This is a genomic window from Ningiella algicola (genome assembly GCF_028401415.2).
Lineage (GTDB): Bacteria > Pseudomonadota > Gammaproteobacteria > Enterobacterales > Alteromonadaceae > Glaciecola.
On sequence record NZ_CP171821.2, the window covers coordinates 2,974,876 to 3,000,412 of the forward strand.

The 25,537-nt window shown below is 44.4% G+C and carries 25 protein-coding genes; 16 read left to right on the plus strand and 9 right to left on the minus strand.

The features are described from left to right. Window positions 1–194 precede the first annotated feature (194 nt). The 6 genes from PN836_RS12920 to PN836_RS12945 are packed head-to-tail and all read left to right on the plus strand — an operon-like array spanning window position 195 to window position 7,431. Complete coding sequence (locus tag PN836_RS12920; RefSeq protein ID WP_395338913.1) at window positions 195–3,185, plus strand: TonB-dependent receptor domain-containing protein; 2,991 nt, start codon at window positions 195–197, stop codon at window positions 3,183–3,185. A 54-nt stretch (window positions 3,186–3,239) separates the two neighbouring features. Beyond that, a complete protein-coding gene (locus PN836_RS12925) occupies window positions 3,240–4,715 on the plus strand; it encodes an SLC13 family permease (protein ID WP_395338915.1) in 1,476 nt (491 codons plus the stop codon). After that, the gene (locus PN836_RS12930) at window positions 4,712–5,596 is read left to right on the plus strand and encodes a hypothetical protein (protein WP_395338916.1); all 885 of its coding nucleotides are present in this window, start codon (window positions 4,712–4,714) and stop codon (window positions 5,594–5,596) included. The genes PN836_RS12925 and PN836_RS12930 overlap by 4 nt, the downstream gene beginning before the upstream one ends. A gap of 21 nt (window positions 5,597–5,617) precedes the next feature. After that, window positions 5,618–6,691, plus strand: coding sequence for a M14 family zinc carboxypeptidase (locus tag PN836_RS12935; protein WP_395338918.1), 1,074 nt, complete (start codon window positions 5,618–5,620; stop codon window positions 6,689–6,691). A gap of 28 nt (window positions 6,692–6,719) precedes the next feature. Next, entirely contained in the window at window positions 6,720–6,911 is a 192-nt protein-coding gene (locus tag PN836_RS12940) for a hypothetical protein (protein ID WP_395338920.1), read from the plus strand. A gap of 7 nt (window positions 6,912–6,918) precedes the next feature. Further along, complete coding sequence (locus PN836_RS12945) at window positions 6,919–7,431, plus strand: GNAT family N-acetyltransferase (protein ID WP_395338922.1); 513 nt, start codon at window positions 6,919–6,921, stop codon at window positions 7,429–7,431. Window positions 7,432–7,475: 44 nt separating this feature from the next. On the opposite strand, the gene PN836_RS12950 is transcribed toward PN836_RS12945, so the two are convergent. Together PN836_RS12950 and rhuM are read right to left on the minus strand one after the other, a co-directional pair. Then, a complete protein-coding gene (locus PN836_RS12950) occupies window positions 7,476–8,444 on the minus strand; it encodes an SDR family NAD(P)-dependent oxidoreductase (protein WP_395338924.1) in 969 nt (322 codons plus the stop codon). Between the two features lie 458 nt (window positions 8,445–8,902). Beyond that, complete coding sequence (gene rhuM / locus PN836_RS12955) at window positions 8,903–9,868, minus strand: RhuM family protein (protein WP_395338926.1); 966 nt, start codon at window positions 9,866–9,868, stop codon at window positions 8,903–8,905. Between the two features lie 382 nt (window positions 9,869–10,250). Between rhuM and PN836_RS12960 the strand changes: the two genes are divergently transcribed. The 5 genes from PN836_RS12960 (at window position 10,251) to PN836_RS12980 (ending at window position 12,999) form a co-directional block, all read left to right on the plus strand. Then, window positions 10,251–10,550, plus strand: coding sequence for a type II toxin-antitoxin system RelE/ParE family toxin (locus PN836_RS12960; protein ID WP_395338928.1), 300 nt, complete (start codon window positions 10,251–10,253; stop codon window positions 10,548–10,550). 4 nt (window positions 10,551–10,554) lie between these two features. After that, the gene (locus tag PN836_RS12965; RefSeq protein WP_395338929.1) at window positions 10,555–10,830 is read left to right on the plus strand and encodes an addiction module antidote protein; all 276 of its coding nucleotides are present in this window, start codon (window positions 10,555–10,557) and stop codon (window positions 10,828–10,830) included. A 325-nt stretch (window positions 10,831–11,155) separates the two neighbouring features. After that, window positions 11,156–11,815, plus strand: a complete 660-nt coding sequence (locus PN836_RS12970; RefSeq protein ID WP_395338931.1) for a hypothetical protein — start codon at window positions 11,156–11,158, stop codon at window positions 11,813–11,815. A 107-nt stretch (window positions 11,816–11,922) separates the two neighbouring features. Then, window positions 11,923–12,579, plus strand: a complete 657-nt coding sequence (elbB, locus tag PN836_RS12975) for an isoprenoid biosynthesis glyoxalase ElbB (RefSeq protein WP_395338933.1) — start codon at window positions 11,923–11,925, stop codon at window positions 12,577–12,579. 18 nt (window positions 12,580–12,597) lie between these two features. Then, window positions 12,598–12,999: a DUF2784 domain-containing protein gene (locus tag PN836_RS12980; RefSeq protein ID WP_395338935.1), complete on the plus strand. Its 402-nt coding sequence runs from the start codon at window positions 12,598–12,600 to the stop codon at window positions 12,997–12,999. 2 nt (window positions 13,000–13,001) lie between these two features. Here the strand turns inward: PN836_RS12980 and PN836_RS12985 are convergent, their stop codons facing one another. From PN836_RS12985 to PN836_RS12995, 3 genes are all read right to left on the minus strand, one after another. Continuing rightward, the gene (locus tag PN836_RS12985; RefSeq protein WP_395338936.1) at window positions 13,002–13,424 is read right to left on the minus strand and encodes an aldehyde-activating protein; all 423 of its coding nucleotides are present in this window, start codon (window positions 13,422–13,424) and stop codon (window positions 13,002–13,004) included. A gap of 145 nt (window positions 13,425–13,569) precedes the next feature. After that, window positions 13,570–14,571, minus strand: coding sequence for an FAD:protein FMN transferase (locus PN836_RS12990; RefSeq protein ID WP_395338937.1), 1,002 nt, complete (start codon window positions 14,569–14,571; stop codon window positions 13,570–13,572). Next, window positions 14,568–14,843 (minus strand): hypothetical protein, encoded by a 276-nt coding sequence (locus PN836_RS12995; RefSeq protein ID WP_395338939.1) that lies wholly within the window; start codon window positions 14,841–14,843, stop codon window positions 14,568–14,570. Before PN836_RS12995 ends, PN836_RS12990 begins: the two co-directional genes overlap by 4 nt. A gap of 165 nt (window positions 14,844–15,008) precedes the next feature. Here PN836_RS12995 and PN836_RS13000 point away from each other — a divergent pair, with 165 nt between their 5' ends. The 4 genes from PN836_RS13000 (at window position 15,009) to cydB (ending at window position 19,846) form a co-directional block, all read left to right on the plus strand. Beyond that, window positions 15,009–16,211: a hypothetical protein gene (locus PN836_RS13000; RefSeq protein ID WP_395338941.1), complete on the plus strand. Its 1,203-nt coding sequence runs from the start codon at window positions 15,009–15,011 to the stop codon at window positions 16,209–16,211. Window positions 16,212–16,874: 663 nt separating this feature from the next. Then, on the plus strand, window positions 16,875–17,414 hold the full coding sequence (locus PN836_RS13005) for a GbsR/MarR family transcriptional regulator (protein WP_395338942.1): 540 nt from the start codon (window positions 16,875–16,877) through the stop codon (window positions 17,412–17,414). Between the two features lie 25 nt (window positions 17,415–17,439). Then, window positions 17,440–18,813 carry a cytochrome ubiquinol oxidase subunit I gene (locus PN836_RS13010; RefSeq protein WP_395338943.1) on the plus strand — a complete coding sequence of 458 codons (1,374 nt, stop codon included), beginning with the start codon at window positions 17,440–17,442 and terminating at the stop codon, window positions 18,811–18,813. A 1-nt stretch (window position 18,814) separates the two neighbouring features. Next, the gene (cydB, locus tag PN836_RS13015; protein WP_395338944.1) at window positions 18,815–19,846 is read left to right on the plus strand and encodes a cytochrome d ubiquinol oxidase subunit II; all 1,032 of its coding nucleotides are present in this window, start codon (window positions 18,815–18,817) and stop codon (window positions 19,844–19,846) included. A gap of 27 nt (window positions 19,847–19,873) precedes the next feature. Here the strand turns inward: cydB and PN836_RS13020 are convergent, their stop codons facing one another. The 3 genes from PN836_RS13020 to PN836_RS13030 all read right to left on the minus strand — a co-directional run bounded on the left by PN836_RS13020 (window position 19,874) and on the right by PN836_RS13030 (window position 21,680). Further along, entirely contained in the window at window positions 19,874–20,086 is a 213-nt protein-coding gene (locus PN836_RS13020) for a Rho-binding antiterminator (RefSeq protein WP_395338946.1), read from the minus strand. 38 nt (window positions 20,087–20,124) lie between these two features. Further along, window positions 20,125–20,502 carry a GFA family protein gene (locus tag PN836_RS13025; protein WP_395338947.1) on the minus strand — a complete coding sequence of 126 codons (378 nt, stop codon included), beginning with the start codon at window positions 20,500–20,502 and terminating at the stop codon, window positions 20,125–20,127. A 233-nt stretch (window positions 20,503–20,735) separates the two neighbouring features. Continuing rightward, window positions 20,736–21,680: a prenyltransferase gene (locus PN836_RS13030; protein ID WP_395338949.1), complete on the minus strand. Its 945-nt coding sequence runs from the start codon at window positions 21,678–21,680 to the stop codon at window positions 20,736–20,738. Between the two features lie 172 nt (window positions 21,681–21,852). Between PN836_RS13030 and PN836_RS13035 the strand changes: the two genes are divergently transcribed. Next, entirely contained in the window at window positions 21,853–22,491 is a 639-nt protein-coding gene (locus PN836_RS13035; RefSeq protein ID WP_395338950.1) for a TetR/AcrR family transcriptional regulator, read from the plus strand. A 69-nt stretch (window positions 22,492–22,560) separates the two neighbouring features. Here PN836_RS13035 and acnA read toward each other — a convergent pair whose 3' ends face one another. After that, window positions 22,561–25,287 (minus strand): aconitate hydratase AcnA, encoded by a 2,727-nt coding sequence (gene acnA / locus PN836_RS13040; protein WP_395338952.1) that lies wholly within the window; start codon window positions 25,285–25,287, stop codon window positions 22,561–22,563. Window positions 25,288–25,537 lie beyond the last annotated feature (250 nt).

The following is a 25,537-nucleotide window of genomic DNA, read 5'->3' on the forward strand; positions in this document are numbered from 1 at the left end:
ATGAGATTCAATCATTGTTCATTAAGCTTTGAGGATATAACGCGTGATTGCCACCGTCAGTCTGACGAATAAGCACGATTATTTGCTCCCTTATTTTGCTCAGCCGAGCAAGCTATCCGTGCATCTCATGCGCGTAGTACATGGAATCCAGCCAATACACACACTTAGCCCAAAATATAAAAGCAGGCACACTTATGAAACCAGCTTCAACACGTTTAAGTCAATTAACATTGTCATTAGCAATTGCACTATCAAGTAGTACTTACTCTACACTCGCTCTTGCTCAAGATGCGGCCGCAGAAGAAGACGAATCCGTCGAGAAAATTACCGTTGTCGGTTCGAATATAAAAGGCGGCCCAGTGGCTGAAACTTTAGCCGTATCGGTCATCGGCGCAGATGAAATAGGCACTTTGGGCATCGATTCTATTGATGATTTACTTCAGCTCATTCCAGAAAATGGGCAAAACTTCTTCAGTGAAGCTGAGAACATCAGCGGCGGTGTGAATGCGGCTCGTGGCGATGTAGGCACCTACAATCTTCGAAATCTGGGTACCGGTAACACGCTAGTGTTATTAAACGGCAGACGAATGGTTAATTCCGCCTCCTATCAGACTGAAGAAGTTGGCGGAAGCTTTGTCCCAGTAAATTCAGTGAACGTCAATACCATTCCGGTGCAAGGTTTAGATCGCGTCGAAGTACTGCGCGATGGTGCATCTGCTATATACGGTGCTGATGCGGTCGCAGGTGTAGTAAACCACGTGCTTAAATCTGACTTTGTAGGCTTAAATATTTCAGCGCGCTGGGGGGAGTATGAAAACACCCCTCGCGATACCCAAACCCTGACAATAGAGTGGGGAAAAGACTTCAACGGTGGCCGCACTAACGTCAGTATGTTCGCCAATTATTTCGCGCGCGACCGGGTCAACTCACAAGACGACGAACGTTGGGCAAACTCAGACTTCAGAGATCGCGTGCCTGAAGGTTCTTTGTGGGAAGGTGATATACGATTCAGGAACAACAGCGCCAACTCTTTATTCGGACAGTACGACCTGGTCACAAGTGCGTCGAGTGCAGGATTACGGGATGTACTGACTGATCGCTCAGGTGAATTTGAAACCTACCCAATTGGCGACCCACGCTGTGAATATGCCATCAATGCAACTACCTGCGGCGCAATAGATGGCCAAGGCACTTTTCGACTAAACCTTAACGCAGACAGGGACTTAAGCTCAGAACTAGAACGCACCAACTTTTTCGTATTTCTCAATCATGAATTTAAGAACGGTGTAGAAAGCTTTACTGAGTTTTCCCTTTATCAATCAAAAACAAACTTACGCCGTCATGCGACGGCACCTTTTACAAGCTCTCGATTACGTGTTGGTGCAGAAAACTACTATAACCCATTTGGGCCTTGTGGTTCGCCGAACCGACTCCCAGACTCGATGATTCCCGATGTTCCTTGTTCTGGATTAGAGCTTATTATTGATAATTATCGCTTCGCTGAACTACCCCGTATCGTCGATAACGACGGCGACTCATTCAGATTTTTGCAGGGCTTTAGAGGTTACATTGGCGATTGGGACTGGGAGGGGGCTTTTACACATTCCCAAGCGAATAAAGAGGATATTACCAGCAATCGAGTGTCTAACAATTTGATTACGGAAGCGCTGTTTGATCCAACGCCTGCTGCCTACAACCCCTTCAGTGGTGGTGCCGACTCAAATATCGAAAGAGCGCTCATTCAGGTAGTGCGTAAGAATGAAACTGAACTCACAACCTTTGATTTTAAAGTCTCCACGCCAGCTTTATTCGAATTGCCGGGGGGCGACGTAGGCTTTGTTGCTGGGTTTGAGTATCGTGAAGAGTCGTTTATTGATGATAGAGACGACCGATTAGACGGCACCATTCCCTTTACCGATTTTGAAGGTGACACCTACCCCTTTGTATCGGATGTGGTGAATTCAAGTCCAACGCCTGATTCCAGTGGCGAGCGTAGCGTGACATCCTTATTTATGGAGTTTCAGGTGCCCGTGCTTGACAGCTTAGACGTGCAGGCCGCAATTCGTTATGAGGATTTTTCTGATGTCGGCAGCACCACAGTGGGCAAAGTCGCGTTCGGCTGGAAACCAACAGACTTTTTCATGTTGCGCGGCTCTTGGTCAGAAGCGTTTAGAGCGCCAAATTTAATTACCATTAATGAAGAAATTGTTGCGCGTAACAATACCCGCACCGATTTAGCTTGTTTATATGCTGCGTTTTTCGGTGGAGATCCAGATCAAGACACGCTTGATTGTAGAAACGCTATTCAGCGAATTGCGCAAGGGAGTGATCAACTTAAGCCTGAAGAGAGCATAAACACTAACCTTGGTATCGTTTTAACACCTATTGACGATTTAACCATTACTGTTGATTATTGGTCGATAGAAAAAGAGAACACTATCGGCTTATTCGGTGAAGAAAATCATACATTGCTCGACTTACTCTTGCGTTTAGAAGCAGGTACATCAAACTGCGGAAGCGGCGGGTTTAATCCTGCAATAACCCGTCAGGCACCGGACGAAGATCAGTCCGCTATTTACTTAGCTGCTGGTATATGTCCAGCCGGCGATATTCAGTTTATCGATGACAGGTATGCTAATTTAGATGATCGAAATTTAGCGGGCTTTGATATTGGCATATACTACAATTTAGACACAAATATCGGCGAATTTAAGTTTAGCTACAATGGCTCGTTTATTGATGAATTTGAGCAAGTGCCTGGTGGCGAAGCTGCGTTATTAGTGAGTGCACAAGAGAGTGGCGCCATTCCCGCAAGTTTTCCCGTTGACGGTTTCGCTGATTTAATAGGGCGAGACGGCAATCAAGAACAACGGCATTCGGCGAGAGTCAGCTGGCGCAAGGATGACTTTGGCGCGAGCCTGAGTGGCAATCGTATTGGCGAATTTTATCAAAGCTCCTTAACGTTAGATGACGGTACGCAATACATTATTCCTTCAATGACAACCTACAATGCAACCTTTGACTATCGTTTCGACGTAAAAGACGTGAACACACGCTTGCGTTTGGGTATTCGTAACCTAACTGATGAACGCGCTCCCCTTGCAGATCGCTTTTTTGGTTTCTTTGCAGACGCCCACCGTGATTTTGGACGCACTTACTTTGTTGATGTAAGAGCTCGCTTTTAAGTAGCCGTAATTGCCAAGGTCAACGTGATTGACCTTGGCTCGCAAGGAGTTGTAATGGCGTCTGTACAGTTTAACGAACACGCCCGTGCTCGTTATCAAGATATCGGCCTGATTTTAGGGCCACTTCTGTTTGCTTGCATGATGATATTTGACGCATCGCAAAGCGCAATGGAGCCAGCCGCTTGGCGGGTTGCCGCAATAGGGCTTTGGATGGCAGCGTGGTGGGCAAGTGAAGCGGTTCCGGTGCCCGTTACCGCATTTTTGCCCATTGTCACTTTTCCCTTTCTCGGAATTGCCAGTATTGGCGATACCACCAGTCACTATGCCAACCCGATTATCTATCTATTCTTAGGCGCGTTTATTTTGGCGTTGGCGGTTGAAAAGTGGATGCTCCATAAACGCATCGCGCTCGCCATTCTTAACATTACAGGGACTGACGGAAAGCGGCTTATTGGGGGTTTTATGCTGGTAGCAGCGCTGCTCTCAATGTGGATGACCAATACCTCAACCACAATGATGCTAATGCCAATTGCGCTGTCGGTGGCAACCGTGATTGCACAAAACAATCAGCATTTATCAGATGAGCAAACCCACGCATTTAAAGTTGCCATGCTATTGGGCCTTGCTTATGCGGCTACCATCGGCGGCCTTGCTACGCTAGTTGGTACACCGCCCAATGCTTTGTTAGCGGCGTTTTTGACTGAAAACTACGATATCCAAATTACCTTCGCGAATTGGATGTTGGTCGGCGTGCCCGTGATGCTAATTATGCTCCCTCTGGCGTGGCTATCGTTGACTCATTTCACATTCAAAATAGATATTCCCGCTAATCCTGAAGTCAGCCAGTATTTGTCAGCTTTAAAACAAGAGTTAGGGCCTATGTCTGTTGCTGAAAAGCGCGTGGCCATCGTATTTTTATTAGTGGTAGTGTGCTGGATTTTGCGCCGGCCAATATCAGCGTGGCTGGGCATCGACTTTTTAAGCGACACCGGCATTGTAATGACAGCAGCGCTGTTATTATTCTTGCTGCCAAGCGGGAATGAGCAGCAGGCGCAAATTATGGTCTGGGAAAACGTACAAAAGTTGCCATGGGGTGTATTGGTGCTCTTTGGTGGCGGTTTAAGCTTGGCAGCGGCAGTATCCAATTCTGGTTTGGCAAGCTTTTTAGGATCCAGCTTAACGCCTTTGGGTGGCTTCGGTATTTTTGTGTTAGTGGTGGCTGCCACCGGCTTGGTGATATTTTTAACTGAGCTCACTAGCAATGTTGCCACCGCTGCCACCTTTTTGCCGGTCGTGGCCGCCGTGGCGCTTGAGTTAGGTGTGTCGCCACTGCTGCTTTGCATTCCCATTACCCTCGCTGCAAGTTGCGCCTTTATGCTACCGGTAGCAACACCGCCTAATGCGATCGTGTTTGCATCAGGCGTGCTGACTATTCCTGAAATGGTGAAAGCAGGTGCAGTGCTTAATTTGATTGGTATGATCCTGCTGTCTATTGTCTCAATATGGTTAGCGCCAATGGTGTTTTTATGAAAGCTGTATTTCCGATAGCAAGCTGCTTATTTGGTCTTTATCTGCTCTGCATGAACGATTACGCGCATGCGTTGATTGATGAAGAGCAAGATGCTAAGGCCTCTTCCATATCGGCATTTCAAGCAAAACCTCCTATTCCAAGTAATGCTGAGCGAAGCGACAGTTACAAGAAAATATTGTTTGTGGGGAATAGTTTTAGTTTTTACAACAACGGTATCCACAATCAACTAGGCAGTTTGATTCGCGCACAGGGTGAGTGGGAGAGGGGTGAAAATCGTATGCGCTTGCTTACCCTTTCCGGCGGGCACATCCACGAGCATTTAGACGGGCTTGCGAATCAACTTAAGCATGATCCGCGCCCGTGGCAAGCCGTCGTGCTTCAAGGGCATAGCAATGAGCCGATTAGCAAGCGTAAACAAGACCGCTTCGATGAATCTCTAAGCAAAGCCATCCAAATTATCAAAGAGCGTCAGCTTACTCCGATTTTATTTATGACCTGGGGATATAAAGGCGAGCCTGATATGGCGCAAGCGCTTCGCCACGCATATGAGGCTCAGGCAGCAAAGCATCAGGTGGCGGTGGTGCCAGTAGGGCTGGCCTTTCAGCGCGCTGAAAAGGTTTTTCCCGACATCAACTTGTTTGTAAAAGACGTGCTGGGCATGTCTGAATCAGCTGGCACCGAGCGCAGGCTCACTTATCGAGATGATATAAAGCATCCTAGCGCCGCAGGGACGTATTTAGCGGCCTGCGTTTTTTACGCATCATTGTATCAGCGCTCTCCTGAAGGAAATGTGTTTACTGCGGGGCTAAAAAACACCGATGCACATAAACTGCAAACACTTGCTTGGGAGACAGTGAGTGAGTATTTTAATTATCGGTAAGCGCAATATTAAGTGAGCAGAATGACTAATAGATACTGGCAGATCGCGCATCAAGCGCTAGCACCACTAAAAAAATGCGCATTAATTTTGGTGATAGGGTGTTTGCACAACGCGGCAAGTGCGTGCATCTACGAGAAAGTCATCATTAGCAAAGATTTTGCGGGAGCAGGTTTAGCGAGCTGTGATCAACTGTCCACGGATCATTATCTGCTTACAGTGTCTCCTGAAAACACGCCCATCAATCCTAGCCCTTGGTATGCATTTAAAGTCTCAAAAACATCTGGTACGCCCTCGCATGATATAAAAATTAGCGTGCTGGCACAAAACGCCAAACCTCGTTATGTGCCCAAAATAGGTCAACTAGAGGGCGATGTGTGGCATTGGCAAAGCTTGCCCTTTAATGTAGAAAACATGTTGATAAACGACTCCACTGAGAACAGCAATACAGAGCAAACACAAAGACCCGTGCTGACTTTTAGTTTAAACGTAAGCGATGAAGCGCAAACCATCAGCGCACAAGAGATTATCAATAGCGACAGCTATGATGCGTGGATGCAAGACAGTTCATTGCGCCAGCGTTTTACTCGAGTAGTCGTAGGTGAATCAGAAAAAGGCAAGCCTATTTCAGGCTTAGTATCAAAAAATGAAGGGAGCACTGAATGGCTTTGGATTATAGGCCGCCAGCATCCACCAGAAATTACGGGCGCACTTGCCTTAAATGCCTTTGTTGAAACTTTAGGGCAATCAAGCTCGCCCCTGCACGAGCGCTTTTTTGAACGTTTCAACGTGCTGATTGTGCCTTTACTCAATCCTGACGGCGTGGATGCCGGGTTTTGGCGACACAATACAGGTGGTATCGATTTAAACCGTGACTGGGGGAAATTTACGCAAAAAGAAACGCGAAGCGTGTTTCGGTACTTCGATGCGCAGCTAGAAGGCGACAATCGCTTAGTTTTTGCGTTGGATTTTCATTCCACACAACAAGATATTTTCTATACCATGCCGGTAGATTATGGCCTTAAACCTGAAAAGTTTGTAGAAAAACTGGCTGAGCTCACTCAAAGATGCTCGTCTTCGCTCCTTTACGGTGCGTGAGCGGCCTGGTTCAAGCCCGGGTAGGGGCGTGTTTAAACAGTTCATCGCCGATTATTATGGCGTGCATGCTGTCACCTATGAAATGGGGGACAATACAGAGCGCCAGCTAATTAATCATGTGGCTCAAACCAGCGCTCTGCTGCTTATGGAGCAGATGCTAGACACACCACCAGATGCATTTCGGCGCGAGCAACGCCCAACTGCAGAAGAAAAACAATAAACTTTTTATGCAGTTAACAGCACCTCATGCTCAATTTGAACAAAGCTATAGAGACTATATTCAAGAGCTCGGCGATGAAGAGCGCTATCCTTATCCTATGGATTTGCCTTTCGATGACTTTGCAGTATTTGTCAGTACACTCAAAGGATACGATAAAGGCATTAAGCTTCCGCACAATCTTGTCCCTAATTCCACGTATTGGCTAATCAGCAACAATGAAATAGTAGGGTGTTCACACTTGCGGCATCATCTCAATGCCGCACTCGAGCATGCTGGTGGACACATCGGGCTTGGTATTCGCCCTCGCTACCGCAATAAGGGTTTGAGCACGATATTGCTTAGGCAAACATTGGACAAAGCGCGAGAAAAGGGAATCGACGACGTGCATATTCACTGCTATGCAGACAACCTTGCTTCAAAGCGCATGATTGAAGCTTGCGGCGCAAAGCTGCATTCCCAAGTCTTCCTTAGTGAACATTCAAAAACGGTTCTACGGTATATTAAACTCAACCCGGGATAAGCGACAGCACCGAGTTGAGCTTATATTAGGAATGCGGCACTTTCCTAATTCGCGCCATTCCCCTCAATCGCTTTATTCACAAGCTCGAGCAGCTCAGCTTGCGTATATCGATACTCACCCCATTGATTCAGCTCCACCAATTGACGAATCTTATCGCCGATAGTGAAGGCGTGTTCCTCTTTGTTAGGCGTGACTATGTAGCGTCGCAAAGGATTAGGGTCAAATAAGGCATGCATGTATGCCTCTGACACATCATCGGGCTTGTTTAGCGATAGTTCATAAGCCGCCATGTCATCGTATTGTTTTTGCATCTCAGGTGTAATTGCTTTGCCTTGGGCTTTGAGCTTATTGTGCTGGTGAAGGACACTAGTGCGGCGAATATTTGTTTGATAGTTGCCTGGCTGGATCACGCTTAACCTTACTCCAGAAGCTTGCATTTCGGCCGCTAAAGCGTCAGTAAATGCTTCCATCCAGTGTTTTGTACCACTGTATGCGCTCATTTGAGCCCGCGTAATAGTACCTGCTATTGAACCTGTCGTTGCAATGCGTCCTTTTGATTCGATGATTAAAGGGATAAAGGCTTTACTGACCCGATATACGCCCTCTACGTTCACTTCATAGAGTTTTCTGTGGTCGGCCATGTCGGTACTTGCAACCTCGCCCCCAATGAAAATACCAGCATTATTTACTAAGGCATAAAGCCCCGTGCCATTCTTTTCAATTAATTGCCTTACGGCGTCTACTTCATTTTGCTTCGTGACGTCTAGTCGAACCGCTGTTATGTTTTCAAGCGCATTTAACTCTGCGATGTCTGACTCTTTGCGCGCTCCAGCATAAACGTGATGCCCCTCACTCGCTAATGTTTCAGCCAAATGTCGTCCAATACCCGTGCTCGCGCCTGTCACCAGTATGGATTTTTGTGAGTTGTCTGATTTATCCGATTCTACCGCCTGACTGGCGCAGACGATGATTAAACTAAGCAGTATTGCCGCAATTGAATTTAGTAGTTTCATCCAGGTTCCTTGAGTCAATTTCAACTTTATTCGTTTGTATCTATTGAGCGTGTTTGTTGGGATTGATTGTTAAACCTAGTAAAGCAGAAAATTGATAGATAAAACTATATTTTTGCGACAAAGTGCGGATTTATGCGATAAACCAATAGAGCGAAATGAGTTAATGCTTAAAAAGCGTTAGTAGACTTAAAAGCAAGCGGCTGCTTGCTATGTGGTTTTGCTTTCTTCATCGTAGTATATCTAAAAATAAGGGCTATTTGCATTCTAGGTTTGGAAAGAGCTATTTCGAGTATCGTGGAAACATCCCCGTTTTGTGCAAAAGTAGATTGGATTGGTTAGAAAAACAGCACAACTTAAACTGTGGGATTGTTCGCTTTGCGGCATCTCAGGCTTTACATACTTAAAAAGCGCAATGTGCTAAAATTTAGCCCGGTTTAAACAAAGGACGGTCATTCAGTTCATTCCCTTGTCGCTAAAAGGTTTTCAATTAATCTAATGATTGTATCTTTTTCGTTTGGGTCGGACTCCGCAACTAGCAACGTGGTTGCTGCTAAGCCGGTATCGTTAATTACTGGCTCAAAAGCGCTGTTGTATAGTCGATTATTACGGTTGAGAAAATCTACAAACAAGAAAGCAGCAGTTCGTTTATTGCCATCACTGAATGGGTGATTTTTGACAACAAAGTAGAGCAAATGTGCCGCTTTTGACTCTACCGTTGGATAGGCTGGCTCTCCGAACACCGTCTGTTCTAAATTACCCCAAATTGAGCTTAAACCGTTTTCACGCTCACTAGCAAACAGCGCTGTCGCTTCGCCCTTTTCAATTAATTGGCGCTTAAGCTCACCAATTGCAAGTTTTATATCAGAGAGCGCTGAGAGGATACCACCTGGAGATCCTTTCGGCTCGGTAAGCATGCCTTCATCGTATTGTTGCAGCCATAAAAAGGTAGAAGTGTATTTACGTATAATGTCAACTAGGCCAGCTCCAAATTCGCTGTTTCTTGGTAAACTAGCAGCGCGTTTAACAAGCTTTAGCGCACTTTCTAGTTCAGCGGCATTCTTACTTAGACGATCTTCATTTAGTGTGTAGCCTCTCAATAAGTGCTGTTTGAGAGTTTTGGTTGCCCACTGGCGAAACTTGACACCTTGTTTTGACTTCACACGGTAGCCAACTGAAATAATGACATCGAGCGAATATAGGTTTACGGGTTTATCTGAATTAGCAATATGCATTTTTTGCATATTGCTTTTTCTCTCTAATTCGCCTTCTTTAAATACATTGTTTGTGTGCCTTGAAATGACAGATTGATCACGGTCAAACAACTCAATTAATTGAGTCTGAGTAAGCCATACTGAGTCTTCATCAACAGAGACGTCTAGGTTAATGCTTCCGTCATCACTTTGATAAACCTCAACTTCGTTCACTTTCTATCTCTCTATTCTTTTGACTTGCCAACTCAGTGTGTAGTTTATTGTACTGTAAGTCCACTGTCCTTTGAGGTGGAAAATCATATTGCGAAGGTACGTTTTACAAACCTTATGTACAAATTATTGGGTAATCGTTCCAAGAAAGAACAATCTGAACTTACGCTGTGTTCGCTTTGCGGTATCTCGAGGATCAGTGTTTATGAATACAATACTCTTTTAAAATATTCTACAGAAGAGTTTTCAGCTATAGCTATTTGCGGCCGCCATTATTCCTTTGCTACTTTTTCATTCCCTACTCGCGCACTCATTTCTAAACATTCAATCGCGTCGTTACAAGTTTTGACTTGATATAAGTAGCTTTTAAGCTACAATGGGAGGGATGAAATATGAAATTATCACCACAGGGTATTTTGACCAATGGCTTTCGAAACTGAAAGACAGAAAAGCAGTAAACGCAATCAATAAACGAATATTGAGGGCTGAGGCAGGTAATCTTGGTGATATCAAACCTGTTGACTCTGGTGTAAGTGAGATGCGAATCTTTGTTGGGAAAGGCTATCGTGTATACTTTTCAATTAGGAACGGAAAATTAATTTTGCTTTTAAATGGCGGGCACAAAGATACACAAGCATCAGACATTAAATATGCCAAATCTATAAATGAAATGGTGGAGGTATAATTCAATGAAAACAAAACCATTTAATCCATTCGATTACATGGAAACTCAAGAAGAAATTAACGAATTTTTAGTTGATTGCTTCAATGATGACGATCCAAAAGTGTTCATCGGGGCACTAAATCACTTAGTAAAAAAGCATGGCGTTGCAGATATTGCCGAAACAATTGGTGTGAATCGTGAAAGTTTGTACAAATCATTCAATGGCAAAGTAAGCCCACGCTGGGATACAGTTAAAAAAGTAATGAAAGTTTTGAACGTTGATATTACGCATGCTGCTTAGGGAGTTTGGTGCAAGTTCAACAATTCAATTTTAGAAAGGATTATTGTCCTATATAGCCTTTAGCTGTAATGGCGTTTAGCTGGATTGTTCGCGAGGACTAAACCGGAACTACAAATCATTGAATAGTCAGTCCAAATAAGAATATCCCGAGCGTCCGCTTTGCCTCAAAAGCACTATTTGATTTATCACTAAGACTGCATTCCAGCCAACTAATGATTCTGACAATTCACTGGTGTTTATCAATTTCCAACCCTAGAATGCAAATAGCCAAAATAACTCACTATTTGTTTTGTAAAAAGTTGCTTTGGGAGAGGTCAATATATCTATGAGCCCAGATTATTCTAGATACAATTTGGAGGAGCTACGTTGCGCGTTAGCGAGTATTGATCAACAGCGCTATCCAGAGCGAGTGGCATCTCTAAATCAGCATATAGAAGCAAAAACTCGAATCGAAAAAAGTGCGCTAAACGAGCACTACCGTCAACTCGCTAAACAGCTAGAAAAATCTAGAAATGAGCCCGTGATACTGCATACCGTTAATATGCGAAACATAAAGCATGTTTTTGCCTTTATATGCGTTTTTTCGTCAATGTGCCTTGCCGCTATGCACTCTTATTATTATTCATCTGCATTCAGCTTCTTTTTCTCAATTTTTTTCCTTGTTTTAGTCATACTAAGCGCTGAAAAGTTGTTTAAAACCGCTGAGTTGCTTGTTATTGATAACGCATTAATAAAAAAATATGGCAAGTTTCAGTTGTTTCTACGCGATAAACGTTTTGAGCTAGCTGGCGCGCAAGAAGCGTTTTTACAGCGTGTTTCAAGGCATACACGAGGGATTACAGTAAAGCTGTTCGTAGTTAAGCTTAGATATGGTAATAAAACGACGAGAAAGGTCATCGAAGTAAAAGACGAAGCGTGTGGAAATTCCCTAGTGGCAACCCTCAATGAAGCTTTACGCGTTCTACATCGACACGAAAAACAGTAAAACTTCTTACGATTCTCATAATCTAAACAATGGAACTTGAACTTAATGACGGTATTGGCAATATCTAATAACAACTGATATCTGAACATGTTAACTGAGGGTTGCTTATGAAAAAGGTCGCGGTTGTTTTATCAGGGTGTGGCGTATTTGACGGGGCAGAGATTCAAGAAGCGGTGCTCACACTTTTGTATATTGCAAAAGCCGGTGCTCATTATCAGTGCTTTGCGCCGGATGTTGCTCAAATGCATGTGCTTAATCACACAAATGGTGAAGAAATGCCAGAAACGCGCAATGTGATGCTTGAAGCCTCGCGCATTTGCAGAGGCGATATCAAAGCTATCGATACGCTGCGCGCTGATGACTTTGATGCAGTGATTTTGCCCGGTGGCTTTGGTGCTGCTAAAAATTTATCTGATTTTGCGACAAAGGGCGCACATTGCAGTGTAGAACCGAGCACCCTCAACGCCCTCAAATCCTTTGCAAACGCAGGTAAACCGGCGGGCTATATTTGTATTGCACCCGCGATGATCCCATTAGTGTATGGTGAGAACGCAAAAGCCACCATTGGTCACGATGCCGACACGGCTACGGCAATCAATCAAATGGGTGGCGAGCACGTCAGCTGCGCGGTTGACGATATCGTGGTAGATGAGCAGCATAACTTAGTCTCTACGCCCGCCTACATGCTCGCTGAGTCGATTTTAGATGCCGACGCCGGTATTCGTAAATTAGTCGCGAAGGTTTTAGCTATGTGCAAGAAGTAAAAACGCATATCCAACAAAATGGATGAGAAACTGCTTTACCTGATTGTAGCTGACCTACTGCTTTTTGTGCATGTCTTGTTCGTTGGGTTTATCGTCTTCGGACTGTTGCTGATATTTATTGGTAAAATGCTCACCTGGCAGTGGGTGTATTCGCTTTGGTTTAGATTAACTCATCTAATCGGCATCAGCATTGTGGTTATTCAAGCCTGGCTAGGCATAATTTGTCCACTGACAACGTGGGAAATGACCCTTAGAGATTTGGCTGGCGATACCGTATACGAAGGCAGTTTTATTTCATACTGGCTTTCTTCGCTGCTTTATTACACCGCGCCCGCATGGGTATTTGCAGCGGTCTACACGGTGTTTGGCATACTTGTGGTGCTAAGCTGGTTTTGGGTGAGGCCGCGCAAGCTCAGATAAATTTAATCAGGCTCGCTTAATTCAATGCTTCCCCAAAGTGTTTTCCATCTTTCGAGCTTTTCATTTGCACTTAGCTCCTTTGGTGACACGAGTTCCGGTTCGGATAATACATCCATATCGTTTAAACATTCTGCGTTTATCGCTCCGCGCAGCACATTGTCTATTGTCACGCTAACTGCAACTACGGTTTCACAATTCACGCAACATAAGAACTCTGCTTGCTGAGAGCCTTGGCGTTTATGAAAGAGGCTGATCATTGAATTGATATGAAGTTTGGCCAAAGGGTCAGATAAATACACGAGATCGTGCTCAGCGCAAAAGTCGCAGTCACAGGCTCGCGTTTGGTAACGATCGATGGTGTTTGCTAATACAAGCGACAGTTCTACCTGCCCACAGTCGCACGCGCCAAAATAAGTATGCGCCAAGATAAGGGTCCTAAAAAAAAATAAGCACCAAGAAGGTTATCATTGCATGAGCATCTAGCCATACAAGAAAAACTCGTTGTCTGCTGACGCCTTGTTCGTTTTTATTTACACACTATTCGCTAAAGCAAGGTATGTGATCAACTATCTATTGCTGAAGCCCGCTTGAATAGTGCATGCGACGTTCATTATCCATCACAATGGCTTCAAATTCTGGTAAGCCATTTATCAGCCCAATGCCATTCTCAAGCCCCATAACAAACACTGCGGTAGACAGCGCATCGTTATAGACAGACTCAGGACCAATAATAGACACAGACTGTACTTCATACACCGACTCGCCGGTGCGTGGACTAATAATATGGTGATAACGTTTACCATCTTCCTCAAAATAGCGTTCGTAATCGCCTGAGGTGGACATCGCTGCGCTTTCAAGGGGGATCACGACAGCTTGTTTTTCCTCATCTCGCGGGTCGCGTATGCCAACAATCCATGGCTTTCCAAGCCTATCGCCCAATAACCGCGTATCGCCACCGGCGGTGACCAAAGCGTGCTCAATGCCCAGAGCTTTTAGTCTTTCAATAGCAAGATCCACCGCATACCCCTTTGCAATGCCGCCTAAATCAATTTTGAGGTCATGGTGTGCAAATCGCACGCTATTGTTGGCAGGATCAAGCTGAACGTGCCGGTAATCGATAGCTTGAAGTTTGCCATCTATCTGAGCTTGATCAGGACGCTGCTGCTCTTTGTAATCATACATATAGCCAACACTGGCAAAAGTAATATCAAAAGCGCCCTTTGTTAGCTCAGACAAACGCGCAGACAAGGCAAGCAGATAAAATAGCTCATCACTGACCACCACTTTGCGTGTTGCAGCTTCTCGATTCAATAGACTCAATTCGCTGGAGTCGATGTAAGGACTCATTAGCTGATTAATCTCTTCCATCTGCATCATCACCGCAGAAAGCGCTTGGTTTCTAAGCTGCTCGCTTTCATGATAGACCTCAGCGCGGATATTAGTGCCCATGATAGCCGCGCTTCGCTCCTCCCATTGAGAAAAGCTTTGACCACTCATGGCTAAAGTACAAAACATTAGGATGACCAAAATTTGCGTATTGATACGTTTTTTTGAAATTGATTGACGGCTCATAAAATCCATATACTCGTTGCTAGCGTTAAACCTAATAAAGCGATGCCAGAAAAGACATATTTTGCAGGGTACTTTGTGTGTTCATAATTGAGCAAACAGTACACCGCACTGAGCGGTAAAAAGATGATACAGGCAATAGCAAAGCCTTTGTCATTTTTGGCAAAAGCGCCTGCGATGGTAATTAAACTGCCGACAAAAAATAGGGTAATACCGATTGCAGCCGACATAGTCACAGCGATGACCAGGTACATGTTAGCGTCGGTAAAGTCCATTCCAAGCTCCTACATAATATAAGGCCTATTGTCAGGCATAGAAGAAATTTATTAGGTATATATAACATGTAAAGTAGACTCAACTCTATAAAATGGTGGGTGAAACCGCATGATTTACGCCCTCCTATTTTTTAGCATGTAAACTAAGTACAGTGAGAAACTAGATTGAATGATACCCCTTGGTTAGAAAAAAAGGCATGGGCTAAAAATCAAATTACCTCATACACCAAAATTCAGCTCATAATATCCTATGTCTTTTCGGTGATTTGGTCATGGATTTGTTATGGGCTGTATATTAAGCGTGATGAATTGCTAGCAAATGCGAGTGAAGAGCCTGCTGTCTATTTGCTGTTGCTATTCCCGCTGAGTCTAATCGCAATCCTGTTTCAGACATACAAGCAGTACTCGCTGTGGCGAACGATTGGTCCGATGCCCCTTAGCCTTGACCCTTTTCCCGGCGCTATTGGCGGTCATGTAGGTGGCAAAATTGCGTGTAAGTTAGCGCATCACTCTGAAATGAGCGCGAGGGTGAAGCTACTTTGCATTAAACGCACACATTCAAACAATAGTAGCAATTCTGGAGTGCGTGAGCACGTAGAATGGGAAAACGATGGCGTGTGTCATGTGCAAGCAAACTCTGGTGGCTGTGATATACGATTTAGGTTTGACGTCCAAGAGGGCTTACCTCCCAGCGGTAGAGTGGAGAACTCAAAAACCAATGTGATCTGGCGGGTTGAACTCGAAATTGACGATAAAATTCAGCGATTGTATGAGATACCCGTATTTGAAAGCGGTGAAAAGTCACAACACATTTGTCATGGCACCGAAACGTATGAAGCCACGGGCTTCGCCGCCGGTGAAGCATTAAGTGGCATTGCACAACTAAAGCGAACAGCAGATAAATCAACCATTTACTTTGCGCCTTTCAAGCGTCCGCTCAATGGCGTACTTCTTGTATTGATAGGCGTTTTGTTTGCGAGTATCGGAATTATTGTCGATATGAATGATGCTCCCATGATTTTTGGGATTGTGTTTCCATTAATCGGGTTGGGGCTTGCTTTAGCGGGCTTGCAATATTTAGGAAAGGCCCTGTTAGTTACCATCGATAGTGAAAATCTTAAGTCGCAACGGCTTTACTTCGGTATATCGTTTTCATCACAAAGCTTGCCCATTAAAGATATCCAGTCCTTTTACTTAAAAGGTGGAGCGACCGTAAGCTATGGTACTAAAACTACCACTTACTACCAGCTTTTCACCGTAGGGAAAAACGCCCAAAAGTATCGAGTGGCTGAGCGCTTGAATAGTCGCTCGGAGGCGAATAAGGTCGAGAAAACGATATGCGAGATAGTATCGGCTTACAAAAGGTAAAATAAAAAGGGATGGCTAGCATTGATGGGGTGTCGCTGTTTTGATTAATTCCATCTCACCCTATTGCCATTGTCTCACTAGACGAATCTGTAGGTTGCTTAAAAACTCTGAAGAATTGTGAGGTCTCATGTTCGTTGAAATGGCGAGTCCCGCAATTTCACTAAATGATGAGAATTTTTTGATATGAAAGTCTCATTTTGATTGAAATGAAAGTGAAACGTTTAGCGGATGGAGACACTGTTGCTAACATGATGCTATTAATTCTTTGAGCACCGAGCAGTGGCTTTTTACGTATTCCTGCCGTTGACTGCGAAGATACTGAATTGTTTGCTACGAAGAATCGTCAACTCTATTCCATCCGCTCATTGTCTAATGCAAGCCCCACGTGTACTTCTTAGAAGTTTGACCGTTACCCCTCTAAAATGCATATGCGCCTTTGAGCGCCGAATCACTTCTATTTCACCCCATTGAGACACCCATTTCACAATAAGAGTCGTCATTTCACTCCAAAAGAGAAACCACAAAAAAGGCAATTAAGCTCATAAAAACTTGATCTAGATCAAATATAATATATACTTTCAATAATTTTTGAAACTTCAGAACATTAAGACAATGAACCAAATAGCCGACCAAAACCAGAGTATGACTCCTAAGATGACGCCAATGATCGAATCCTTTGTATTCCACTTTGGCGAAATGGGAAGCCGGTGGGGATTTAACCGAACGGTTGGTCAAATATATGCGCTGTTGGTTATTAGCGAAGAGCCGCTCAGCGCTAACGAGCTAGGCGATTTGCTGAGCATTTCCAGAGGAAATGTGAGCATGGGTATCAAGGAGCTTATGGCTTGGCAGTTGGTGCAGCGCATTCACAAACAAGGTGATCGAAAAGACTATTTCCAAACCTTAGGCAGCATTTGGGACATGGCCAATAAAGTGTTCGAGCAGCGCCGTAAACGCGAGATGGACCCGACCTTAAGCTTGCTGCGCGATATTATGCTAGATGAAGCCGCTAATAAGCAGGAACAATATGCGCAAAGTCGCATCCACGAGATTCATGACTTACTCGAAAACATTACTCAATGGACACAAAGCTTACAGCAACTCTCGCCAGACAAGCTCAATACGCTTATGAAGCTCGGATCAGGTGTTAGTAAAGTGCTTGATATAAAAGATAAACTCAGTCCCAAACCACGCCCTGCATAGTTTGCTCAAGTAGAAGGAGAGAAAGGTGTTAGATGTCCTAATTTTGTCGCGCATTCAGTTTGCTGCAAATATCAGCTTTCATATTTTATTTCCAACCATCACTATCGCCTTAGGTTGGTTGCTCTTTTATTTTAAAGTGCGCTTTGATCTGTCTAAACACCCAGTTTGGATGCGCGCCTATCGTTTTTGGGTAAAAGTATTTGCTCTCACCTTTGCTCTGGGAGTGGTAAGTGGAATTACCATGTCGTTTCAATTTGGAACGAATTGGCCAGGCTTCATGGAAACGGTTGGCAACATTGCAGGCCCGCTACTGGCTTATGAAGTGCTTACCGCCTTCTTTTTAGAGGCATCTATGCTAGGCATTATGCTTTTTGGCTTTAATAGAGTACCTGCGTGGGCACATACCAGCGCCACCTTTCTCGTTGCATTTGGCACCACAATGTCGGCCTTTTGGATTATTTCTCTGAATTCGTGGATGCAAACTCCTGCTGGCTTTGAAGTGCGTGACGGCGTGGCCTATGCCACCGACTGGCTTGCCATCATCTTTAACGCATCTTTTCCATACCGCTTAACTCACATGCTGATGGCTTCTTCGCTTACGGTATGTTTTTTGGTAGCGGGTATTAGCGCCTATCGCTTGTATCGAGGTGATAATAAAAAAGCACCGCGGTTAACACTCAAAATTGCGGTGTTTTCTGCCGCTATTTTAGCGCCCACCCAAGCCTTTATTGGTGACTTGCACGGTTTAAACACCTTAGAACATCAGCCGCAAAAAATTGCCGCGATGGAAGGACTTTGGGAAAGTGAAAGCGGTGCGCCTTTAGTCCTTTTTGCGATTCCAGATGAAGAAACCCGCACAAACAAGTTCGCGTTGGAAATTCCCAATGTGGCAAGTCTCATCTTAACTCACGATTTAGAGGGCGAATTGCAGGGTTTAAACGAATTTGTAGGTGAACACCCTCCTGTTGCACCCGTATTTTTTAGTTTTCGGATTATGGTAGGTACTGGCTTATTAATGATTGCCGTGGCCTGGTGGACAAGCTTCAGTCTGAAGCGAAAAAAGGGATTGTCTTCCTTACAACTTAAAGTGCTGATGGGCATGACCTTCTCTGGGTGGTTAGCTACGCTTGCTGGCTGGTATGTCACAGAAATCGGTCGACAGCCTTATATTGTGCATGGTGTGCTAAAAACAGCAGACGCTGTCACACCAATAGCCGGAGAAAATGTGCTCCTAACACTTATTGCTTATTTGAGTCTATATATTGTGCTGCTCATTGCCTATATCCGCACTATATTTGTGCTGGCACGCCGGGCGGTAAAAGAAGAAGAATACGACCTCACTGTGCCGGGCTTGATGAAAGTAGAAGAACAAGCAAAGCTGAATCAAGTGGGGGCATAACATGAATTACTTAGATGCCCATTCGCTCTCATTGATTTTTGCAGGATTAACTGCACTGTCTATTTTGCTATATGCGATTTTAGATGGTTACGATTTGGGTGTAGGATTAACTCTACCCCTTAAAAACGAGGTTTGGAGTGACACCGCCATCGCCTCTATCGGGCCATTTTGGGACGCGAATGAAACCTGGCTGGTATTGGGCGTAGGCTTATTATTGGTCGCGTTTCCTGCTGCGCACAGCGCCATCCTTCAGGTGTTTTATCTGCCTGCATCGCTGTTGTTACTTGGCCTGATATTGCGTGGCGTGTCATTTGATTTTAGAGCCAAAGTGCACCCTAAAAACAAGAAACACTGGGATATTACCTTTGTTGTAGGCTCATATATCGCCACCAGTATGCAGGGCTTTATGCTCGGCATCTATATCATGGGGCTTGAGTATACTTTCACGAGCATCGTTTTCGGTATATTTAGTGCCTTGTGTGTTACTGCGGCTTATGCGCTTATTGGTAACACTTGGTTAATTTTAAAGACTACTGGCGATTTGCAGGCTCACGCAATTAAAAATGCAAAACGCGCCGGCGTGCTGACTTTTATGGGTATTTTAAGCGTTTGTTTAGTTAATCCCTTGGTCAATGCCAACGTATTTCAAGTTTGGACTACCGCGCCTTTCGCTTATTTCTATGCAGCAATTCCCATCATTTGTTTTGCTATGTTTGTATTCGGCTATCGAGCACTTTCAAGGCTATCGCGCTTATCGGGCGACGCTAAAAGCCAAGCTGTTACGTCCAGATATGATTGGCAACCCTTTGCTATGGCTATCATCATTTTTGTTGGCTGCTTTATTGGTCTCGCTCTGAGCTTCTACCCCTTTGTTGTGCCAAACGAACTTACCATATATGAAGCCGCAAGCGCTCCCGAATCATTGAGAATTATTTTGATTGGGGCAGTCGTCGTTATTCCCGTTATCGCCCTTTATAGCGCGTTTGTTTACTATGCGTTTAGAGGAAAAACTCAGGGTTTAAAGTATTATTGAGCGCTTCCTATATCAGTTGGAAATTAATTAAACATTGGGCGCAAACTGCACATCTTCAAAGTAAGGATTAGCCGTTAAGCTATGCATTGACAAAAGCTGGTCTAAAGCAACCTTTACTGCACCAGCGTCAGTCTCAATGAGCAATGCCTCTTGGTGGCTATCAGTACGTGTGGTATCAAGTGCGACTCCCTCCAACTCGCTTGAGTCTTGCATAATTAAGCGAATACGTAAGCGATGCATACAGGCGATTTCTATATAATCGTAATGGTGACACGCGATCATATTGATTTATGCGCCAAGGTATGCGCATTTGCTTCCCAATTTTGCCCATCAAAATCGACAATAGTCGCATTCGGATGCGGAGTATCTAAGCAATGCAGATTTACGCTCACCCCGTCTGGGTTTGAGCGAGGAATATAAAAGGCCTTTATTCCACACACCTTGCAAAAGGTGTGTTTTGCTAGTCCAGTATTAAACTGATAGGTGGTGAGCATGTCTTGCCCTTGCAACAGCGTGAAGTCTCGCATGGGAATAATGGTGTGAATCAAACCACTTTTTACACATATAGAGCAGTTGCAATTTTCGCACTCAACGCGCTCAGGCAAATCAACTGCAAACCTGACTTTTCCGCAGTGACACCCGCCAGTATATTTCATGTCTTTCCTTTGATATTTAACCTGAATCCTGTTTAAGAAACGGCGCTCAGTACCGCTAGAATTGCGAATTACTACGTTGCAAAAGTCAGCAATAGAATAACTATTACGTGACGTTTGCGCCTTGTACTTCACAATTCTAGCAGCACTGAGTGTTAGAAATAAACTTAAGTATGTAACACAACAGCTAGCACCATTTCTTAAACAGGATTCAGGTTATTTATTCTTTATATAGCCTAAGAGACATAGAGTATGATCGCAAGCGCTATGGGTATAAGTAGCGACAAAATCACATTTAAGGCCATTGCAGGTAAAAAATGAGCCAACATATTGGGTTTAAAGCAGTATGCGCGGCGAAATATTTCAATGCTGAATGGAATGCCAATAAAACAAATAAGCGCAACATCGGGCAAATAATCAAGCTGCCAAAGCGCATAAGCAATGGTGTAAATGCCTAGAGAAGATATTGCGAACAAGCCTGCGCATGTTTTGTATCCGTATTTGATGACCATGTGATTTCGCCCGGCTCTCTTATCCGCAACAGCATCTGGAAACTGGTTTATAAGCAGTAGATTGTTGACTTGCAAGAACACAAGTGAACACAAAAGCATAATTGGGGCGGTCACCATATTCAGAAAGTTGGCATGCATATGTGCACTCAGCACGGCGTAAGTGCCGCCGGTGATCACAATACCAAAGCCTAGTCCGGGCGCTAAGAAACATAATACAGCGCTACGGTTAATCCAAGGGGTATAGCTTATCACCAGCGTGAGGCCAACTATTCCTAACACTAACAAAAACATGCGTAAATGCGCTATTTCATAAATGATGTAGCTGCCAATTAAAACGCAGACGAGAATACACCATAAACCAGCAAGAAATACTGTATGCAGCGCCTGAGGATTTGTCTGCAGAGCGCCACTGCCACCGCTAAATGGGGTTTTGATGGTATGCTCATCTAAGCGTGATTTTGCATCCGCATATTCGTTGAGTAAATTCACTGCAGCGTGAGCAAGCGCTGCCAAAATCAAACACGCTAAGAACAAGGCTGGACTCAAAGAACGCATTTCGCTATCTACGTTTCCAAAAGAGTGGGACGCTGAAGCCCCTAAACACACACATACGGGTGCAAGACATAGAAATTTGGGCCGAGACGCTGCCAACACCGTTTTCCAATGCATTGGGATAACTTCCTTATAACCAGACTCTTAACAATGACACACAGTATGCCATTGGACTTTTTGTATTCCCATTGTGTTACTTAACCTGCAAGCGCCTATTTTGACCTCGAACGCGTAAAAGACTACACTCCAGATACTGTACTACATAGTCTATTAATTACATTCAATTCATATGCAAGTAACGCGAAGCGGTCGACCAAAAAGTCAGGAAAAACGTGAAGCTATTTTAGAGGCTGCAAAAATACTTTTTCTTGAAAACGGTGTTAAAGAGACCTCAATGGAAGAGATAGCCAAAAAGTCTCGCGTGTCTAAACAAACCGTATACTCTCACTATCAAAACAAGGATGCGCTCTTTTCAGCGGTCATTGCCTTTAAATGCAAGGAGTATTTGGTCACTACTGAACAATTGCTTCATGATGATAAGGCTTGTTTGGAAACAGCCCTTGTTACCATAGCGAGTAAGTTCTTCGCGTTGATATTCGATGAGGCGGTCATTTCTGTCTACAAGACGATTATCGCAGAGGGGAACAATTCGCCCAGAGTTGCCGAATTGTTTTATGAGGCAGGCCCGCTTGCAAGTATCAATGCCCTCTGTGATGCTCTTCACTACCTAGCAAAGGGTAATTTGACACGGTCTGACGCTCGCGAACTATCTATCGATTTTTATTCTCTTTTAAAAAGCGACTTTCATACTCGCAGTTTAATGAACCTAGACTTTAAGCTGAATGAAGCCGAGAAAGAAGCTTTTATACGCACTGTAGTGCAAAAGACTTTATGTTTATATGAACATTATTACAACAAGCATAACTAGAATCTCTAAAGAAGTATTAGCTTCAAAGGTGCCAATTAATATAGGGTATACTTTAGCCCTGTTGTATAACTAGTTGGAGGCGATATTCCTTAAAACATAATGCAAAATGCCTCCGTGTTGATAGTATTCCCACTCACTTTGCGTATCAATACGCACCTTTGCATCAAATTCAATTTGCTCTCCATCTTCTCTCGTGGCCGTCACTTTAATTTGTCTTGGCCGCTCAGCTAAGCTCGAAATACTGAAGGTTTCGGTACCAGTCAGGCCATAAGTCTCGGCATCTTTTTGAAGCATGAACTCAAGCGGTAACACACCAAAACCTACCAAGTTTGAGCGATGAATGCGCTCGAAACTCGTGGCAATTACCGCTTCTACACCCAACAATTTGGTGCCTTTTGCCGCCCAGTCTCGGGAAGATCCTGTGCCGTATTCTTTACCCGCAATGACAATTAACGGTATACTGGATTGCTGATACTTCATGGCGGCATCGTAGATACTTTCTACTGTGTTTTCGGGGAAGTAGGTGGTGAACCCACCCTCAGTCTCAGGTGCAAGTTGATTGCGCAATCGAGTATTGCCAAAAGTACCGCGCATCATCACTTCATGGTTTCCTCTGCGTGAGCCTAAGCTATTAAAGTCAGTTGGCTTCACGCCTTGCTCTTGCAAATACATACCCACTACGCTGTTTGACTGAATAGCCCCTGCTGGCGATATATGGTCAGTAGTAATTGAATCTCCTACTTTAACCAAACAGCGAGCCTCTTGAATGTGAGGCAGAGGTTCTTCCTCGCTTGCCATTTTGTCGAAAAACGGCGGATTTTTTACATAGCTTGATTCGGGCCAGCTGTAGGTTTGACCGCTTGGTGAGGGTAAAGACTTCCACTGCTGTGTTCCTTCAAACACATCTTCATATTGACTTTGAAACATCTTTGCAGATAGCGAGGATGCCACTAGCTCGTTTATCTCTGATTGCGAAGGCCAGACATTTTTCAAATAAACCGGCTTATCGTCGTTGCCTACGCCAAGTGCTTCGTTTTCCAAATCAATGGTCATGGAGCCAGCAAGGGCATATGCGACTACCAGTGGAGGCGAAGCTAGGTAGTTCGCTCTTACATCCTGGTGGATGCGTCCTTCAAAATTTCGATTGCCAGAAAGTACTGAACACACCGTCAATTTGGCCTTTGATACTGCTTCACTGATGTGTTCCGGTAAGGGGCCCGAATTTCCTATGCAAGTGGTACAACCAAAACCTACTACATCAAAACCCAGTGTGTTTAGCGCTTCCATCACGCCAGCTTGCTTTAAGTAAGCGGGAACCACTTGCGAGCCAGGCGCCAGAGAAGTCTTTACCCACGGCTTTGGCTTTAGACCTTTTTCTAATGCCTTTTGCGCAACCAGGCCAGCGGCTATCATTACTGCTGGATTCGACGTATTGGTACACGAAGTAATTGCTGCAATAACAATATCGCCGTGTTTTAGCTGAAAGTGCTCACCATCTATTGATACGTCAACTGAATCGGGTCTACTTTGAGCACCGGTGCCTTGCGAGCCTCCTTCATCGGCAAAGCGAGAGACTGTTTCGTCCTCTAATTCAACGCCCAATATCTGCATGTGTTTGACAAATGCTGATTTTGCATCTGGTAATGATATGCGATCCTGCGGACGTTTTGGGCCAGCAATAGAGGCTACAACACTTCCCATATCTAAAGCGATGGTGTCGCTGTATGTAGCGCTTACTTGGCCGTCTTCTCTAAACATGTTTTGGGCTTTCGCATAAGCCTCAACCTTATCGATTTGCGACTGCTCACGACCGCTGAGCTGCATATAATTTAGGGTTTCATTATCAATTGGGAAGATGCCGCAAGTAGCACCATATTCAGGCGCCATGTTGGCAATTGTTGCCCTGTCGGCCAATGGCAAATTACTTAAGCCATCGCCATAAAACTCCACAAACTTACCCACTACACCCTTTTCTCTAAGCATTTGAACAACCGTTAACACAAGATCTGTTGCCGTTACGCCCTCTGTTAATTCGCCACTTAGTTCAAACCCGACTACCTGAGGAATCAGCATGCTGATGGGTTGCCCCAACATTGCCGCTTCCGCCTCAATGCCGCCGACACCCCAACCTAGTACACCTAGTCCATTGATCATTGTGGTGTGCGAATCTGTGCCCACTAAGGTGTCGGGATACAAATGCGTGTCGTCTCCCGCGTCGTTTTCCATCACAACGTGCGCTAAGTATTCTAAATTGACTTGATGAACAATGCCTGTACCGGGCGGCACAACGCGAAAATTCGAGAAGGCTTTTTGGCCCCAACGCAAAAACTGATAACGCTCGGCATTGCGTTCAAATTCAATTTTTGTGTTTTTTTCAAGCGCTGTATCATCTCCAAAATGGTCGACCATGACTGAATGATCGATTACCAGATCGACCGGGACTTGAGGATTGATGTCAGACGCTTTTCCACCAAGCTTCGTGACAGCATCACGCATAGCCGCAAGGTCTACGATTGCAGGGACACCCGTAAAATCTTGCAGAACAACTCTGGCCGGCGTAAAGGCGATTTGCTCCATTGGTTTGGCTTTTGCGTCCCATTGACAAAGTGTTTCGATGTCCTGCGCACTCACGTGATGACTGTCTTCGTTGCGCAACAAGTTTTCGAGGAGAATCTTTAAAGAGAAAGGAAGCTTCTTAATTTTGTCTTGTTCAGGTAGGCGCGTGATGTCGAAAAAACCGTACTTTTTTTCACCAATAGGCAAGTGTGTAAAGGTGTGAAAACTGTCGTTACTCATGTCGTCTCCTAAGTTTTAGAGAAAAAGCGATGACACCCACATAAAGGGCGAATTATTTCTGCTTAGGGCATAAGTATAGGAAAGGAAGAATATCTTGCTCACTTTTATCTATCGATTTGGGCTAAAAGCATCAATTTTTATGTCTTTCATAAGGTAAACGACTTTTTACACGCTTGTACGCTCTGTCATGTGGACGAAGCCATAAATGCATTAAGTCGCTCAATAAAGGAGGATTTATCTCAATTGAACT

Bases quoted from the DNA above. Each gene is read 5' to 3' on its own strand.
- PN836_RS12920 (WP_395338913.1), top strand. From the start codon at position 195: ATGAAACCAGCTTCAACACGTTTAAGTCAATTAACATTGTCATTAGCA.
- PN836_RS12925 (WP_395338915.1), top strand. From the start codon at position 3,240: ATGGCGTCTGTACAGTTTAACGAACACGCCCGTGCTCGTTATCAAGAT.
- PN836_RS12930 (WP_395338916.1), top strand. From the start codon at position 4,712: ATGAAAGCTGTATTTCCGATAGCAAGCTGCTTATTTGGTCTTTATCTG.
- PN836_RS12935 (WP_395338918.1), top strand. From the start codon at position 5,618: ATGACTAATAGATACTGGCAGATCGCGCATCAAGCGCTAGCACCACTA.
- PN836_RS12945 (WP_395338922.1), top strand. From the start codon at position 6,919: ATGCAGTTAACAGCACCTCATGCTCAATTTGAACAAAGCTATAGAGAC.
- PN836_RS12950 (WP_395338924.1), bottom strand. From the start codon at position 8,444: ATGAAACTACTAAATTCAATTGCGGCAATACTGCTTAGTTTAATCATC.
- PN836_RS12960 (WP_395338928.1), top strand. From the start codon at position 10,251: ATGAAATATGAAATTATCACCACAGGGTATTTTGACCAATGGCTTTCG.
- PN836_RS12965 (WP_395338929.1), top strand. From the start codon at position 10,555: ATGAAAACAAAACCATTTAATCCATTCGATTACATGGAAACTCAAGAA.
- PN836_RS12970 (WP_395338931.1), top strand. From the start codon at position 11,156: ATGAGCCCAGATTATTCTAGATACAATTTGGAGGAGCTACGTTGCGCG.
- elbB (WP_395338933.1), top strand. From the start codon at position 11,923: ATGAAAAAGGTCGCGGTTGTTTTATCAGGGTGTGGCGTATTTGACGGG.
- PN836_RS12980 (WP_395338935.1), top strand. From the start codon at position 12,598: ATGGATGAGAAACTGCTTTACCTGATTGTAGCTGACCTACTGCTTTTT.
- PN836_RS12990 (WP_395338937.1), bottom strand. From the start codon at position 14,571: ATGAGCCGTCAATCAATTTCAAAAAAACGTATCAATACGCAAATTTTG.
- PN836_RS12995 (WP_395338939.1), bottom strand. From the start codon at position 14,843: ATGGACTTTACCGACGCTAACATGTACCTGGTCATCGCTGTGACTATG.
- PN836_RS13005 (WP_395338942.1), top strand. From the start codon at position 16,875: ATGATCGAATCCTTTGTATTCCACTTTGGCGAAATGGGAAGCCGGTGG.
- cydB (WP_395338944.1), top strand. From the start codon at position 18,815: ATGAATTACTTAGATGCCCATTCGCTCTCATTGATTTTTGCAGGATTA.
- PN836_RS13020 (WP_395338946.1), bottom strand. From the start codon at position 20,086: ATGCATCGCTTACGTATTCGCTTAATTATGCAAGACTCAAGCGAGTTG.
- PN836_RS13025 (WP_395338947.1), bottom strand. From the start codon at position 20,502: ATGAAATATACTGGCGGGTGTCACTGCGGAAAAGTCAGGTTTGCAGTT.
- PN836_RS13030 (WP_395338949.1), bottom strand. From the start codon at position 21,680: ATGCATTGGAAAACGGTGTTGGCAGCGTCTCGGCCCAAATTTCTATGT.
- PN836_RS13035 (WP_395338950.1), top strand. From the start codon at position 21,853: ATGCAAGTAACGCGAAGCGGTCGACCAAAAAGTCAGGAAAAACGTGAA.
- acnA (WP_395338952.1), bottom strand. From the start codon at position 25,287: ATGAGTAACGACAGTTTTCACACCTTTACACACTTGCCTATTGGTGAA.